Annotated in this window: 16 protein-coding genes; 9 read left to right on the top strand and 7 right to left on the bottom strand. The window is 61.8% G+C overall.

Translation table 11 applies throughout. From position 1 onward, the window contains the following. The 3 genes from CHB65_RS14050 to CHB65_RS14040 form a co-directional block, all read left to right on the top strand. Positions 1-413, top strand: a 413-nt coding sequence (locus CHB65_RS14050) for a sensor histidine kinase (RefSeq protein ID WP_143420431.1), incomplete at its 5' end; no start/stop codon positions are given. Between the two features lie 293 nt (positions 414-706). Continuing rightward, the gene (locus tag CHB65_RS14045) at positions 707-1,390 is read left to right on the top strand and encodes a nucleotidyltransferase domain-containing protein (protein ID WP_089385684.1); all 684 of its coding nucleotides are present in this window, start codon (positions 707-709) and stop codon (positions 1,388-1,390) included. A 3-nt stretch (positions 1,391-1,393) separates the two neighbouring features. Beyond that, positions 1,394-1,888, top strand: a complete 495-nt coding sequence (locus tag CHB65_RS14040; RefSeq protein WP_089385683.1) for a hypothetical protein — start codon at positions 1,394-1,396, stop codon at positions 1,886-1,888. An 886-nt stretch (positions 1,889-2,774) separates the two neighbouring features. Here CHB65_RS14040 and CHB65_RS14025 read toward each other — a convergent pair. Together CHB65_RS14025 and serS are read right to left on the bottom strand one after the other, a co-directional pair. After that, positions 2,775-4,277, bottom strand: a complete 1,503-nt coding sequence (locus CHB65_RS14025) for a J domain-containing protein (RefSeq protein ID WP_089385681.1) — start codon at positions 4,275-4,277, stop codon at positions 2,775-2,777. 352 nt (positions 4,278-4,629) lie between these two features. Then, positions 4,630-5,994: a serine--tRNA ligase gene (serS, locus tag CHB65_RS14020; RefSeq protein WP_089385680.1), complete on the bottom strand. Its 1,365-nt coding sequence runs from the start codon at positions 5,992-5,994 to the stop codon at positions 4,630-4,632. A 132-nt stretch (positions 5,995-6,126) separates the two neighbouring features. Between serS and CHB65_RS14015 the strand changes: the two genes are divergently transcribed. Next, the gene (locus CHB65_RS14015; protein WP_089385679.1) at positions 6,127-7,452 is read left to right on the top strand and encodes a dihydroorotase; all 1,326 of its coding nucleotides are present in this window, start codon (positions 6,127-6,129) and stop codon (positions 7,450-7,452) included. Positions 7,453-7,638: 186 nt separating this feature from the next. Here CHB65_RS14015 and CHB65_RS14010 read toward each other — a convergent pair whose 3' ends face one another. Further along, entirely contained in the window at positions 7,639-7,917 is a 279-nt protein-coding gene (locus CHB65_RS14010) for an amphi-Trp domain-containing protein (protein ID WP_089385678.1), read from the bottom strand. Positions 7,918-8,088: 171 nt separating this feature from the next. On the opposite strand from CHB65_RS14010, the gene CHB65_RS14005 reads away from it, so the two are divergent. From CHB65_RS14005 to CHB65_RS13995, 3 genes are all read left to right on the top strand, one after another. After that, a complete protein-coding gene (locus tag CHB65_RS14005; protein WP_089385677.1) occupies positions 8,089-8,364 on the top strand; it encodes a helix-turn-helix transcriptional regulator in 276 nt (91 codons plus the stop codon). 192 nt (positions 8,365-8,556) lie between these two features. Continuing rightward, positions 8,557-9,897: an aminotransferase class III-fold pyridoxal phosphate-dependent enzyme gene (locus CHB65_RS14000; protein ID WP_089385676.1), complete on the top strand. Its 1,341-nt coding sequence runs from the start codon at positions 8,557-8,559 to the stop codon at positions 9,895-9,897. A 73-nt stretch (positions 9,898-9,970) separates the two neighbouring features. Then, on the top strand, positions 9,971-10,924 hold the full coding sequence (locus tag CHB65_RS13995; RefSeq protein ID WP_089385675.1) for an HhH-GPD family protein: 954 nt from the start codon (positions 9,971-9,973) through the stop codon (positions 10,922-10,924). Between the two features lie 43 nt (positions 10,925-10,967). On the opposite strand, the gene CHB65_RS13990 is transcribed toward CHB65_RS13995, so the two are convergent. From CHB65_RS13990 to CHB65_RS13975, 4 genes are all read right to left on the bottom strand, one after another. After that, a complete protein-coding gene (locus tag CHB65_RS13990; protein WP_089385674.1) occupies positions 10,968-11,813 on the bottom strand; it encodes a translation initiation factor eIF-2B in 846 nt (281 codons plus the stop codon). A 142-nt stretch (positions 11,814-11,955) separates the two neighbouring features. Beyond that, entirely contained in the window at positions 11,956-12,573 is a 618-nt protein-coding gene (locus CHB65_RS13985; protein WP_089385673.1) for a DUF655 domain-containing protein, read from the bottom strand. A 129-nt stretch (positions 12,574-12,702) separates the two neighbouring features. Then, the gene (locus CHB65_RS13980) at positions 12,703-13,059 is read right to left on the bottom strand and encodes an RNA polymerase Rpb4 family protein (protein ID WP_089385672.1); all 357 of its coding nucleotides are present in this window, start codon (positions 13,057-13,059) and stop codon (positions 12,703-12,705) included. Continuing rightward, complete coding sequence (locus tag CHB65_RS13975) at positions 13,059-13,352, bottom strand: 50S ribosomal protein L21e (protein ID WP_089385671.1); 294 nt, start codon at positions 13,350-13,352, stop codon at positions 13,059-13,061. Before CHB65_RS13975 ends, CHB65_RS13980 begins: the two co-directional genes overlap by 1 nt. 177 nt (positions 13,353-13,529) lie before the next feature. Between CHB65_RS13975 and CHB65_RS13970 the strand changes: the two genes are divergently transcribed. Both CHB65_RS13970 and mptA read left to right on the top strand, forming a co-directional pair. Beyond that, positions 13,530-14,087, top strand: coding sequence for a hypothetical protein (locus tag CHB65_RS13970; protein ID WP_089385670.1), 558 nt, complete (start codon positions 13,530-13,532; stop codon positions 14,085-14,087). 60 nt (positions 14,088-14,147) lie between these two features. Beyond that, complete coding sequence (mptA, locus tag CHB65_RS13965; RefSeq protein WP_089385669.1) at positions 14,148-15,074, top strand: GTP cyclohydrolase MptA; 927 nt, start codon at positions 14,148-14,150, stop codon at positions 15,072-15,074. Positions 15,075-15,084 lie beyond the last annotated feature (10 nt).

Genomic DNA, 15,084 nt, shown 5'->3' with positions numbered 1-15,084 from the left:
GCGAAGATGTCTCGCTGAGCGAGGTAGTGGAGTCATCTTGGTCAAACGTCAGTACAAAAGACGCGACACTTGTCTCTGAGACAGACCGAACGCTCCGGGCTAATCGAAGTCAGTTACAACAGGTGCTTGAGAATCTATTCAGAAACGCGGTCGAAAACGCTGGTGAAGACGTGACTGTGATCGTTGGAGACCAGAATGACGGGTTTTTCATCGAAGATGATGGCCCCGGGATACCACCGGAGAAGCGTACTAAAGCCTTGGAACCGGGATATTCGACGCGGGAGGAAAGTACTGGATTTGGATTAGCCATCGTGGCTGAGATTGTCGATACCCATGGATGGGCTATTCGAGTAGCAGATGGCAGGACAGACGGGGCCCGATTTGAATTCACGGGTGTCGATCTCGCCGATTGAAAGATTCGCGCGTTGTATTCAGCATCGACCTCGTATCAGCTTTGAAGGATTTCAACAGAGCCAGAAATCCGAAATCTGGGGGGGGGGGTGTGATTGCTCTCGATCGCCTCGGTAAACAGTGATCAGAGTGGTTATGGAATTGGCCGAGTCCGACTATTAGAGCCTTTTACGCAAGAAGTGAAGGATATCTAGTTACTCCCAGAAAGCCTGAATGAATGGCCAGACTGCTGGAAGTAGGCGAACGATGTTGGCGAGCATAACACTTTTGCACATCCTGCAATAGTTTGTCTATTATGCAAGAACAGACGCGGGTTCTTCTCGACTTCCCCTTTCCGGAAGAACGGGTCTTTCGGTACCAGGCGATGCAAGATATCCTCCATCATTTGGTGAATAATCCGTTCGAGGAGTTCACGCAGAAAGAATTAGCGACGATCACTGACTCCGACGTGTCATCCGTCTCGCGCTCTGTCGAACTCCTCGAACGGATGGGTGTCCTCGATATCGTGAGTGGGAAACCAGCACAGATCAGGATCGATCAAGACCACATCATCGGGGCTGACCCACTGTTCAGCATCCCACAGCGGGAGTTTCGAAAGCCGATACAGGCCTTCCTTGATGAACTTGCCAGCGATGCCGAAGCCTTTGATGACGTGGACGAACTTGTAGGCATCATCCTCTTCGGGAGCGTTGCGCGTGGAAACGCCGATCGGAGCAGTGACATTGATCTCCTCGTCATCATCAAGGGAGGCCTTACGTACGGACGTCGTCTCGCAACTCAGCTGGCCAGGGACATGGAGGAGCGAACGTTTCGGGGTGAACGGTACCAGTTCGAGGTGCTCGTCGAAACGATCGAGTCTGCTGCATCTCACGGGGAACAGCTACAGGACATTTTCGATGAGGGAATCGTTTTGGAACGAACCGATGCACTCGCGGACGTTCGAGAGGCGGTGTATGAATCAGCACGAGGGGGCGAGTGAGCAATGCCGATCACGCTTGACGATATTGAGCCGGAACTTTCCGATGCCGAAGCGGCGTTCCGCCACGGTGGTCAAAACTCGGAGAGAGGGCTTGACGTCTCTGACGCGGGACTCGTTCAACTTCGTAAGGCCTGTCGGTCGCTTTCGGGGGCAGAGAAACTGCTGACTGATGGCTACTACACGCTGACGATCGAAGCAGCATTCACCTCCATTGAAAAGACGTTCCTGTTTTGGCTACTCTACGAGGGGCATCAGGATCCCGCGAACCCTCCACAGTCACATACGACTGCAATCAATCGCAGTTCCGAAGTCGGGTTCATCAGTGAGGAAGTTGCGTCCCGGCTTGACGATCTCTGGACGGAAAACCGCGCACAGACGTATTATCAGGACGCTATCGCTACTCGGGAGCGAGCGGAGACGATGGCGGCACTTTCAACTCGGATCCACCGGCAAATCGTCCATTTGGTTGGTCTGTCTCACGAGTGCATCTGCGGATAACGAATCCGACTTTGAGTGCACTTTCCGTTTTTGCATTGTTTGACAGTCGAACCGGAGCCTACAAAGTATATCAGAACTATGTCACGGTTCTCGAACCGAGATATATTCGCTGAGACTATATTTCGTCCAAATACATGTGTAATAATACCGGATAGGCCGATTTCGAGATCACTTATAAATGTGGCTGGAAACTAGATTAATATGGGTATTATTACGGTGAAAATAACTGGGTTGACTTAAAGAAATCCGAAATCGGGGGGAGGGTGTGATTGCCCTCGATTGCCTCGATGAACAGTGATCCGGGTGTTTATAAAATCGGCCGAGATCGGCTCACTGAACCGTATTGTCCTCCAGGGCAATGATCTGGGCCCCTTTTAGCTCTCCAGCCCGTAGATATGCTCACATGGCCGAATTCCGGCACCTCAGAACACGGGAGAAAACACCTATAAAAACGTTACTCCCGAGGCAGGGGCTGCTCTCTCGAGGCAATGACCGGGGTTCAAATCCCCGCCGGAGCATCCCAATCCCTCGCCTTCTGTTGATTTTCGACCGTCGCTAACCCGAGGTAAACACCTGTTCGAGGGCAATCAAACTCAACACGGCTAACCGTTCACGCACCGTCGTCGAGGACAGCTGGATTGACAACGCGTCTACGATCTCGCTCGTCCGCGCAGGACCCTCATCCGCTAGATACCACAGTATCTCGATGTCTCGTGACAGCAGCACCTGCTGATCCGCTTCTGAGCGTTGCACAGGGGCGTTCTTCCTGTAGTTCTGTGATCTCTGGCAAGATTATCAGTAGATCCACCGCGAAATAGAACTCGCTTCAGACACCGTGAACGGAGGACGCTCCGTGAGATGTCGATTCCGAGCGGGTGATGGTGACTCACCCCCGTGTACTCACCCGTCGGACAACTCGCTCACTAATTGCGTAGATCACAAATACAACCGGCGGCCACACACATGTCAACAGGACGAGGGCAGCACCGACCGTCGTTGTCGGGGGAGTGCCCCACAGTGCCCATAGAGCGTTTCCGCTCAACACCCACGTCGTCACTAAGATGTACGGAGCCGCCGCAACCAGTTCCCACCCGATCACGCGTGCCCCACCGCATTGGCCGTCCCGAAGTAAGTCCGAGAATCCGAGCAGGAAGAATGCGAGAGATCCAAGGAGGGCGTAAAAAAGCACGATCGCTAATCCGAAATTCACCGCCCATCCCGGCGTAAAGCCTGTTACTGGGCCGACCGATACCCACGGGGCGATAACGCTGGCAGGTTCGTTCTCGATGGCCCAGAACGGGATCCAAAACCGGTATGGTGAAAATTCAATCACAAACGCGGTCAGCGACGATAACGCGCCAGCGGTTACGGCGATCAGTGGACGCCCAGCGAGCGAAAAGACTGCCCAAGCGATAACGATCCCGCCAATCAAGAGTGGTCCGCCGACGACAATCCCTGCGAACCGGCTAAACGCCAGTCCACCGTTCAAGTTCCCTTGAACGACGGCGGCAAGCAGAATGATCGGTCCAATTCCGGTTATCAGCGCATATATTAGCGCATCAGCTGGATCAATCGCTGGAGCACTCCGGGTGGGTGCGCGTCGAATCGTTAAGACATCACGAACGATGAGCAGCCCAAATCCGGCGACAACTCCGATGATAACTGAGACTTGGGCTGAGAGTACGCCGAGGTGTCCCAGACCACTGGAGAGCACCAATGACAGGATGAGACCAGCGAATATCCGGGGATATCCCGTGTCGGTCTCACCTGTTGGCGCTGACGGGTAATGCCGATACCCACCTGTCCCCGTAGTGCTTGTGTTCGACCGCGTGTTCGTCCTCTCAGTCGACCGCGTGTTCGTCCTCTCAGCGTCTGAATAATCAGATTCGGTGGTGTATGCTCGGTCGCCGGTGTCTGTTTGTGACCGCTTTGATGTCGATCCCGAACTTGTCGAGGTCGATCCGGCATCCTGACCCCATGTATCGTAGCCCCTGTTGGTTGTCCGCTGTTGGCTTGTCTTACCAGTTTCAGCCCCAGACTGCGACTGGCTTGACCGTTCAGACGCTGTCCGATCGTCGGTCGATGACTCTTCATGTGAAGACGTCTTCTCTTTGTTCTCCTCACCGTCGTCCGATTCTACGTGATCCCAACCGCTGGGATTGACTGCGCGAACGTATGCATCGTGCCCTAATCGGTTATACCGACTCCGACTCGAGGCTGAGATCAGTGTCTCATAGGCCGATTTGAGCTTCTTGAATTCATCTTCCGATCCGCCCTGATCGGGGTGGTACGTCTTCACCAACTGTCGATACTGAGCTTGAATTTCCTCGGCAGAAGCGTCTGTCCCGACTTCGAGAAATGCATAAAACGGCGGTGCATCGTCACTCATGCTTGTGTTCCTCCCAGTGGAATGACAGCGTCTCTTTGTACACGTCCCTATGTCTGTGTTCTAATAATTCTGCGTACGTTACGCCGTGTGCATCTGCTACTGCCACGGTGAATGGCTATGTGCCGAGAGACATACGACAATTGCACTCTGGGCACGTCCAGCGACAAGTAGTGGAACTCGAGGACATTCGTGCCCGGAGATCCGGCATATAGCCTCGATCCCCATATCGGGACAGGAACTACGTGGGTCGACAAGATTTGTGCGCAGTTCACGCGAAAGCCTCGGGTCTTGAATCAGGGGCGGAACATCGTCGGTTCGCGGAACCGGATATTCCCTGGTTTCGGGCGTCGAGCTAGCCCAGTTTCGACTCGCCGACGGCGTCGTGTCCCTCGATACGCTCGGTGCCACCCATGTAGGGACGGAGCACCTCGGGAACGGTGATCGTCCCGTCGTCGTTCTGATAGTACTCCATGATCGCGACGACGACGCGCGGGATCGCGAGCCCGGATCCGTTGAGCGTGTGGAGGTATTCGGCCGACTCGTGATGCTCCTCGCGGTAGCGGATGCCGGCCCGTCGCGCCTGAAAGTCCTCGAAGTTCGAGACCGAGGAGACCTCCAGCCAGCGACCGCCCTCCTCGGGGCCGTCGGCCATGTCGTCGGCTGGCGCCCACACCTCGAGGTCGTACTTCTTCGATTGCGTGAAGCCGAGGTCCCCGGTACACATCTCCAGCACGCGGTAGGGCAGCTCCAAGCGTCGAAGCACCTCCTCGGCCTCGTCGACGAGCCCCTCGAAGCGCTCGTAGCTGTTTTCGGGCCGGACGAAGTTCACCATCTCTACTTTGTTAAACTGGTGCACCCGGACGATCCCGCGGGTCTCGGTGCCGTGTTCGCCCGCCTCCTGGCGGAAGTTCGGCGAATAGGCCTGGTATTTAAGGGGAAGATCCTCGCCGAGCAGGATCTCGTCGCGGTGGAGGTTCGTGACGGGAACCTCCGCGGTCGGAAGCAACCAGAGGTCGTCGTCGTCGTACGGCTCGTCGTTCGCCCCTTCGAGCCGATAGGCGTCCTCGGTGAACTTCGGGAACTGTCCGGTGCCCCGCATCGACGCGGAGTTCACCGGCAGCGGCGGAAAGACGTCGTGATAGCCCTGCTCACGGTGGATGTCGAGCATGAACTGGATGAGCGCGTGCTCGAGGCGCGCGCCGTCGCCCTTCGTGAAATAAAAGCCGCCGCCGGCGACCTTCGCGCCGCGCTCGAAATCGAGGATCTCCAGCTCCTCGCCGAGGTCGTAGTGCGGGACGAGATCCGCGGGAAGTTCGCGAAGGTCATCGAATCCCTCCCTGCGAACCTCGACGTTCTCGGACTCGTCCGCCCCGATCGGGACGGACTCGTGGGGGATCCCGGGGAGTTCGAGGAGGGAGGCCTCAAGCGTCGCCTCCAGTTCGTCTGCACGCTCCTCGACCGCTCCGAGCTCCGTTTTCAGCTCCTTGGAGCGCTCGATCGCCGCCTGCGCCTTCGCCTCCTCGCCGTCGGCTTTGAGCTGGCCGATCCGCGAGGAGACCTCGTTGCGTTCGTGACGCAGGTCGTCGCCGCGGCGTTTGAGCTCCCGCCACTCCTCGTCGACGTCGAGTATCCGGTCGAGATCCACGTCGACGCCCTTGTTCGCGAGCGCCTCGCGGACGGTATCGGGGTTCTCACGGACGAACTGTCGGGACAGCATTCGTCCGTGCTTCCAGCGGCGGCTAAAAAACCGTATCGGAGCCTCGGTGTGTTCCCAACAGCTGTTACACCAGCCCGTCACCGTTCCATCCCGAATCACCACGATTTATCCGACGCGCCGCGAGGGGTGACCATGCTCATCACCGGCGCGGAGTTGGCGGATGGACGCGTGCGCGATGTACGGATCCGGGACGGAACGATCGAGACGGTGGCGTCCGGGCTCGACCCGGTCGCCAAGGAACGCGTCATCGATGCACGCGGCCGACACCTCCTTCCGGGCGGTATCGACGTCCACGTCCACTTCCGTGAACCGGGCGGGAGCCACAAGGAGACCTGGGAGTCGGGCTCGCAAAGCGCCGCGGCCGGTGGCGTCACGACCGTCGTCGATCAACCGAACACCGCGCCACCGACGGTCGACGGCGACGCCTTCGATGAGAAGGCCGAACTGGCGGCCGACGCGTCGATCGTCGAGTATGGGATCAACGGCGGCGTGTCGCCGGAGTGGGACCCCGAGAGCCTCTTTGCACGACCCCTGTTCGCGCTCGGTGAGGTGTTTTTGGCCGACTCGACCGGCGAGATGGGGATCGAACTCGACCGGTTCGAATCGGCGCTCGCGGTGGCCGCCGAACACGACGTGCCGGTCACCGTCCACGCCGAGGACGCGACGCGCTTCGATCCGGACGCGCTCGATGGGGCCTCGAACGGTGCCGGCGTCACCGCGAGCGCGGAGCCCTGGTCGGCGTATCGGACCGCGGAGGCGGAGATCGCCGCCGTCGAACGAGCGCTCGAGGCCGCCGACCGCGCAGGCGCACAGGTACACATCGCACACACGTCGACGCCGGAGGCGGTGGACCTCGTCGCCGACACGGATGCGACCTGTGAGGTAACGCCGCATCACCTCTTCTTCTCCCGAGAGAACGCGGAGCGGCTCGGTACGTTCGGTCGAATGAACCCGCCGCTTCGCTCCGAGGAACGGCGGTCGGCGCTGTTCGAGCGGCTCCGTGACGGCGCCATCGATATCGTCGCAACCGATCACGCACCGCATACGGCGGCGGAGAAACGACAGGGGCTGCTCGATGCCCCGAGCGGTGTGCCGGGCGTCGAGACGTGCTATCCGCTGCTGCTCGAATCGGTCCGTACCGGAAACCTGGCGCTGGAGACGGTTCGAAACGCGGTCGCCACCACGCCCGCCGAGGTCTTCGGACTGGAGAGAAAGGGACGGATCGAGCCGGGTACGGACGCCGATCTCGTCCTCGTGGACCTCACCGATCCACGCGAGATCGAGGCCGCGGCGCTGCACAGCGCCTGTGGGTGGACGCCGTTCGAGGGGTGGCAGGGGGTCTTCCCCGAAGTGACGATCCTCCGCGGAAGCGTCGTGTACGAACGGGATCCGGTCACGGGTGCGGCATCCTTCGGCGATGTCGCGGGTGGAAACGTGCGCGCGAACGGACCCCGTTAGGTTTAAGCCGTGCCGTGTGGTACTGACATATGACGCTTCGTCTGGAGGGCCGAAGCGTCAGCGGGGACCAATTCGGATGCAGGCCTGACGCGGCTTTTTTCCGTGTCGGGCGTGCGTCCTTTTCGATGATAGACCGTCCAGCTGCCGCCTCGTTCTAACGTCCGTCTTAGTCCACCGAGCGATCGCTCACTCCACCGAGAGCGATCCGTCGTGGCCACCGCCTTCGACGTCGTCCCACTCGATCTCGAACTCGACGCTCAATTCGTCCGGACCCGAGCCGGTCTCCCGCTCGGCTTTGACCTCGAACGTCGGACGGGCCGGGATATCGAGGGTGATCGACTCCTCGCCGGCCGACAGCGTGACCGGTTCGCCGGCATCCAGTTTGTCCGCCACCGATCGCAACAGCGCGGCTATGGTCGCTCGGTCCTCCGTGCGCTCCGTTTCGAACAACACCTCTTCTGGCATACACGTCATACGCGTGTCGAACGAATAAAGCCGCTGTTTTCGAGGGAACATTCTTGAACTGACAGTACCGGCTTCACGACGCCGACCGGACGAGCGGTCCGAAAACGACGTTTGTCGATAGCTCGGAACGATATATTTATTCCTTTTCGACAAGAACCGCGAAACAGCATCATGTATGATCTTACCGGCTTTCAACGCGATCTCCTCTACGTGATCGCGGGATTGGACGAACCGCACGGCCTCGCGATCAAAGAGGAACTCGAGGACTACTACGAAAAGGAGATCCACCACGGTCGGCTCTACCCGAACCTCGATACGCTCGTCGAGAAGGGGCTCGTCGAGAAGGGTCAGCGGGACCGACGAACCAACTACTACACCCTGACCCGTCGAGGCAGTCGGGAGATCGACGCCAGAACTGACTGGGAGGCCGCCTACGTCGAACACTGATTTACCGCCACCGGTGGCGCGGTCGCTCCCGATCCTCAGGCGGAGCAGCCGTTCGCCCCCTCCCGCGGATCGTCGATCCGTGCAAACTATCGAGGGGAACGTTCGTCGACGGATAGCAGTGAATCTTGGAGAAAAATCCAATTGTTGCGGCTCACGCTCGTATTTATCTCGCCACGTTCGTTACACGCGGGCATGGATCGCGACACAGCCCGTCCGGAGGTGACCGAGTTCCCCGGTCCGCGCGCCCGAAGATGGGTGGACCACCACCACGACTCCGCGGCGCCGAGCACGTACGTCTATGATTTCGTCTGGGATCGGACGGCACCGGCCGAAGGTCCGTTCTGTACCGACGTGGACGGTAACGTGTTATTGGACTTCACGAGCCACGTCGCGGCCGCGCCGCTCGGGTACAACAACCCGCTTATCATGGAGCCGCTCGCGGAGTTCGACCTCGTCGATCCGCTCAAGATCGCGGGCCAAGACTTCTACGTCGCCGGCGACGGGCTCCCGGGCGAGACGCTCCCCGGCCCGGCCGGGCTGATGGACCGGCTCACGGATCTCACCGCCCACTACGACATGGACATGGTGTTTCTGTCGAATTCGGGCGCGGAAGCGATCGAGAACGCGATCAAGATCGCCTACGACGACGCCGACGGCGGCAAGTACGCGATCACCTTCGACGGGGCGTTTCACGGTCGGACCCTCGGCGCGCTCTCGCTCAATCGCTCGAAGGAGGTCTACCGTCGGCGGTTCCCCGAGATCAGCTCCGTCCACGATGCGCCGTTCTGTGCGGACCGGACCTGTGATCCGAGCACCTGTTCGTGTGGCTTCTTCGTCGACGGCGTCTCTCGACTTCGACGGAAACTCGACCCGGAGCGCGGCCACATCAACTCCGAGGAGGTCGCCTATCTGATATTGGAGCCGATCCAAGGTGAGGGCGGCTATCGGTTCCCGAGCGACGCGTTCATGGACGAGATCGCGACGCTGACGGACGAACACGACATCACGCTCATCGCCGACGAGATCCAGACCGGGCTCGGCCGGACGGGCGAAATGTGGGGCGCGGACAACTACGCCATCGAACCCGACGTGATCACGAGCGCGAAGGGACTCCGCGTCGGCGCGACGATCTCCCGTTCGGACGTTTTCCCGGAGGAAAAGAGCCGGATCTCCTCGACATGGGGTGCCGGCGACATCATCGCCTCGTTGCAGGGGGCGCTCACCATCGACGCCATCGAGGAGGCGGACTTGCTGGAGAACGCGGTCGTCCGGGGTCGACAGTTCAAAGAGACGATTGGCGATGCCGACCTCGATGGCGTCACCGACATCCGCGGCAAGGGGTTGATGCTCGCGCTCCAGTTCGAGACGAAAGCGCTCCGTGATGACGTCATGGCCGCCGCCTTCGACCGCGGGCTGTTGACGCTCTCGTGCGGATACGACGTCCTCCGCATCCTCCCGCCGCTCGACGTCACCGAACGCGAGATCGAACTCGGCTGTGAGCTGTTGACGGCCGCGATCGAGGACGCGAACTGAACGCGCCACCCTTCAGTTCCACCCCCCACCCGGAAGCGCCATTCCTAAGCGACGTGCTCCCAGAGGGTTGAATATGACCGAGCCGGACCCGACGACGTCGATCGCGGCGGGCGACGCGCCGGCACTCCCCGCGAATCCGGATTCTCTCGATGCCGTCCGTGCGGCGCTCATCGACTGGTACGAGGCGGATCACCGCGACTTCCCGTGGCGGCGAACCGAGGACCCCTACGAGATCCTGGTGAGCGAGGTGATGAGCCAGCAGACCCAACTCGATCGGGTCGTCCCCGCATGGGAGGCGTTCCTCGAACGCTGGCCGACGGCGGCGGATCTCGCCGCGGCCGACCGAAGCGACGTCGTCGCGTTCTGGTCGAGCCATTCGCTCGGCTACAACAACCGGGCGAAATATCTCCACGAGGCGGCCACACAGGTCGAAACGGAATTCGACGGGGCATTTCCGACCGACCCCGAGGGGCTTCAGGAGCTGATGGGCGTCGGCCCATACACCGCGAACGCGGTCGCGTCGTTCGCGTTCAACGCCGGCGACGCCGTCGTCGATACGAACGTGAAACGCGTGCTGTATCGCGCATTTGGGGTCCCGGACGACGACGAGGCGTTCGAGCGTGTCGCCTCGCTCGTCATGCCCGACGGAGAATCCCGCGTCTGGAACAACGCGATCATGGAGCTCGGCGGCGTCGCCTGCGGGACACGGCCGCGGTGTGACGAGGCGGGCTGTCCGTGGCGCGAGTGGTGTCACGCGTACGAGACTGGCGATTTCACCGCCCCGGACGTACCGACCCAACCGAGCTTCGAGGGCAGTCGGCGGCAGTTCCGCGGGCGGATCGTGCGGACGCTCGGGGAGTACGATGAGTTGAGCCTCGACGAACTCGGGCCCCGGGTACGGGTCGACTATTCGCCGGACGGCCAGCACGGCCGGGAGTGGCTTCGGGACCTGCTGACCGACCTCGACGACGACGGGTTGGTAGCGGTGGAAAAACGGGATGACAGAACCTTCGCCCGGCTCCGGTAGCACGGGAACGTCGCAGCGGTCACCTTCGCGGCCGACGCCCGACCTACAGCTCCTCGACGCCGTTGTCGGTGATCACCACGTCGATCATGCCGACGGGCGTCGCGTCGTAGGACGGGTTCTCGATGGTAACGTTCTCGACGGGCTCGCGCATCACCTCGACGGCGTCACGGAACTCGTTCTCGAAGCGGAACTCCTCGATCCGCTTCGCGCCGGAGCCGACGGCGGTCACCGGGATCCCCAGCTCGCGAGCGGTCACGACGAGCGGGAAGGTCCCGACGCGGTTGTAGTAGGTACCGCCGGTGATACAGGTGATCCCAAGGAGGACGCGGTCACAGTCGCGTAACGCGTAGCCCATCGCGCCGTCGACGACCATATGGGCGTCGACGCGGTCCATCGCGGCGAGCGCCCGGGCGGTCTTTCGACCGAGCGTTCGCGGCCGTGCCTCGGTGACGTAGACGGTCAGGTGCTTGCCGCTCATCGCGGCGGTTTCGATGGACTCCAACACGGTCGTCGAGTAGTCGTGTACGAGCAGGGTTTCGCCGTCGGCGATGCGCTCGGCCGCGTTGGACGCCGCCGCCGCCTTCGACGTCTCGACGTCCTCGACGACCCGCTCGATGGTGTCTGTAAGCCGTTGTTTGGCACCCTCGACCGTCGTCGCCTCGCCGACGACCGAGCGTTCGACCTCACGGATCGCGTTGTGTAGGGCGGCGTGGGAGGGGTTCGACCGGCGCAACACGCCGGCGTTGTGTTCGAGGTCCCGTTCGAACTCGTCGACGGTGATGTAGTCGCGGTCGAGCAACTCCGCGAGCGACCGCGTGGCCTTGATAGCCACGACCGACGTGCTGTGTGTCTGCATCGCACGGATCTCGGCGACGGTCTCATCGATCATACCTGTCCTCCGTCGGGACCGCTCAAATGGGTTCCGGGCGGCCCTCACGGTGCCGGGATGCGACGGGAGCCATCGGTGGTCCACACCACTGTCCACCAACCCTCATGTGTCGGGGGCCGCCCCGTAGACGGCGACCGGACCGTCACTCCCTTCGACGCGCGAAGATCCGGTATTTAAGCTCGTCCTCGCGGATCTCCGCAAGGATCCGCTCGATGAGCACCTCGCGCGGACGATGCAGTCCGGACACCCGGTCGGTTACGTCCTCGAAGCTCTCGAACGGGCCACGTTTACGGGCATCGAGGACCTTGTTACGCAGCGTCTCGCCGATCCCCGGGAGGAGGTCGAGCTGATGTAATCGGAGGGTCAACGGACCCGCCTCGTTGAAGAAATCGACGAAGCGACGCTCGTCCTCCGCAACGATCGCCTCGACGGCGTACTCGATCTCCGCCGCCGCGTTCCGTGTGAGATCGTCGACGTCGACGTCGCGATACCGGGTGACCGATCCGTCATCCAGCGGGAAGCGGTCGCCCACCGAGACCTCGGTGAGTTCGCTCAGTGCGATCTCGAACGGGCGAAACGACTCGACGCCGATCCCGTATGCGACCGGCGACTTCTGATACCCCGGGCGCCCGTCGTCGGGACGGCCGTTCGGCAGTACGTCGAGCACCACGACGTACGGGCCGGAGGGCCCGGCCCCCTCGGCGTCGCCCGGATCAGCGTTCGACGCGTCCGTCTCCGTGTCGGGGTCGGGGTCGCTCATGTCATCCGTTAGGCACGCGAGAACTTAAAAGGCCCCAACGGGTTTTCACGCGATGCCGGACGTGAGCGATGTCGGTCCCCGGAGACATCCGTCTCGGCGGGTCGGGGGATCGAAACGAAAAACGGGCCCTCAGGAGTACTTCGCGACGATGTCGAGCACGGCGTCGAGTTCGTCGCCGTCGAGCGAGTAGCGCTCCTGTGCGAAGACCGACCGAAGCTCCGTGCGGTCGGCCGGCAGAAGGTCCGCGATCTTGATCGCCGTGGGAACGTCGATCCGTTCGAGTTCCGCGAGCTCCTCGACCAGTTCGCGGGACTCCTCGGCATCGAGGTGGGCGAATCGGTTGACGTGCTCGATGGCGCGCGCCAGCTCGTATCGCAGGTCGCGCTCCTCGTCGGCCGCGCGCTCGGCTTCGATCTCGGCGAGGATGTCCTTCGCTTCCGCGGTGGTGACGTACTCCTCGTCGACCTTCTCTTTAAATATCGTCATCAGTTCGTCTGTGCGCGCATGTGGGCCGCACGGACGATCAGGGTCTTGGTCTTCCCGCCGTCCGTGATCTCGACTTTAAACGCCGCGCCCTGCTTGCCGACGACCGTACCGGTCCGTCCATCGAAGCGAGGGTGGAACCGACCTTTCTGCACGCTCGGGTCGATCTTGAGGTGGACCTGTGTCCCCTCATCGAACTCCTGGATCGCTCGCTGTGGCGGCGAAATGCCGCGATCTCTCGGTTTGTTCGATAGCTTGTTTCGGGTCGCCTTCTGAGGGCCATTGGAACTCGGCATATTCGTGTGCCACCTTTCCGCTGCCGCATTGATAAATGGTGCGTTACGGGTTCGAGGGCGTACACGGGTGTCACACCGCCCACACCGCGGTGTTCGGCGGGAGTGTACTCCGGCGCGACGCGGCGATGGCCGGAAACCAGCAAAGCGGCTATCCGTCCCGCCCGCGAATGGCCCGATATGGATCGACTGCTCCCGCTCGCCGGCAGCTTCCTCGTCGCCGTCTGTGTCTTCGCGTGGCTCGCCGGGCCGGTGTTGGAGACGCGCTTCGGTGCAGAGGCGCTGTTGACCATGTACGCGGCCGTCGCCGTCGGGGCCGGCGCGGTGACGTATGCGGTGTTTCGCCGGGTCGATGCCCGTCTATCGGGACAAACGGGATCGGACGGTGTGGACGCAACGGAAACATCGCATGAGTCGGCCACCGACGGGACGGCGCCGTCCGTGACGACGAGCGACGCCGAGTCGACGACCGACGATAACGCTTCGACACCCGGCTCCGGAGGTTCGGCCGACGACGGCACCGCCGCTGGCCGATCCGGCGGTCGAGCCGACGACGGACAACCCGCGGCAGATGGAGCCAGTTCCACGTCCGACACGACGGCCGATACCGGCGCTTCCGGTCGCCGCGTCGGATCCCTCGACGAACTCGAGTCGCTTGCCATCGACGCCGAAGTGGAACGGCTCAAGCGGGCTCATGGGAGCCCGTCGGATGCGGCCCGGCGGGACCAGTCGGAGTGAGTGTCACCGCATGTCATCCGTATCGAAAGCCCTAATCACGCGCTTCCCCTTGAGTAATCAATGAGTCATCAGCTGCCGGACGTGCAGGCGTCAGCCCCTGACGTCGCCGTCGGACTCTCCCAAGTCGGTGTGACCGGCGTCGAAAAACTCGTGAAGTTGGCCCGTGCGGACAAACGCCCGATCGTCTTGATGGCCGAATTCGAGGTGTTCGTCGACCTGCCGGGCGGCCGCAAGGGGATCGACATGTCGCGGAACCTCGCGACGGTCGATGAGATCTTGGAGGACATCACCCGCGAGGAGGCCTATCGCGTCGAGGACGTCTGTGGCGACGCCGCCGAACGGCTGCTCGCGAAACACGACTACACGACCACGGCGGAGGTCTCGATGACCGCCGATCTCGTCACCCGCGAACGCACGCCCGCGTCGGGCATCGAAACCCAAAGCACCGCAACGATCATCGCCAGCGCGACGGCGACGGAGCGGGGAACGCGCGAGGAGATCGGCGCGGAGGTCACGGGGATGACCGTCTGTCCCTGCTCGCAGGGGATGAGCGAGTCACGTGCCCGCGACAAGCTGCATGAACTCGGCGTCGATGCGGAGACGACCGAGGCGTTCCTCGATGCCGTCCCGCAGCCGGGTCACTCCCAGCGCGGTCACGCCACCCTCACGATCACGACCGACGGCCACCCGGACGTGGACCTCGGCGACGTGATCGACATCGCCCGCGACTCGATGAGCGCGCGGATTTATAATATGGCGAAACGCCCCGACGAGGACCACATGACCTACGAGGCGCATGCGGACGCGAAGTTCGTCGAGGACTGTGTGCGGGCGCTCGCGGAGGGCACCGTCGAGGAGTTCGATCACCTCCCCGACAACGCCGTGATCCGCATGAAACAGTCGAACGACGAATCGATCCACCAGCACAACGCCCACGCCGAACGTGAGGTTACGATGGGCGACCTCCGTGACGAATTGAACGTCTGAACGAGACGCC

This window comes from Halorubrum vacuolatum (genome assembly GCF_900188065.1).
Taxonomy (GTDB): domain Archaea; phylum Halobacteriota; class Halobacteria; order Halobacteriales; family Haloferacaceae; genus Halorubrum; species Halorubrum vacuolatum.
The sequence above is the reverse complement of the archived record's forward strand: the minus strand, read 5'-3'. Positions and strand labels throughout refer to the sequence as shown.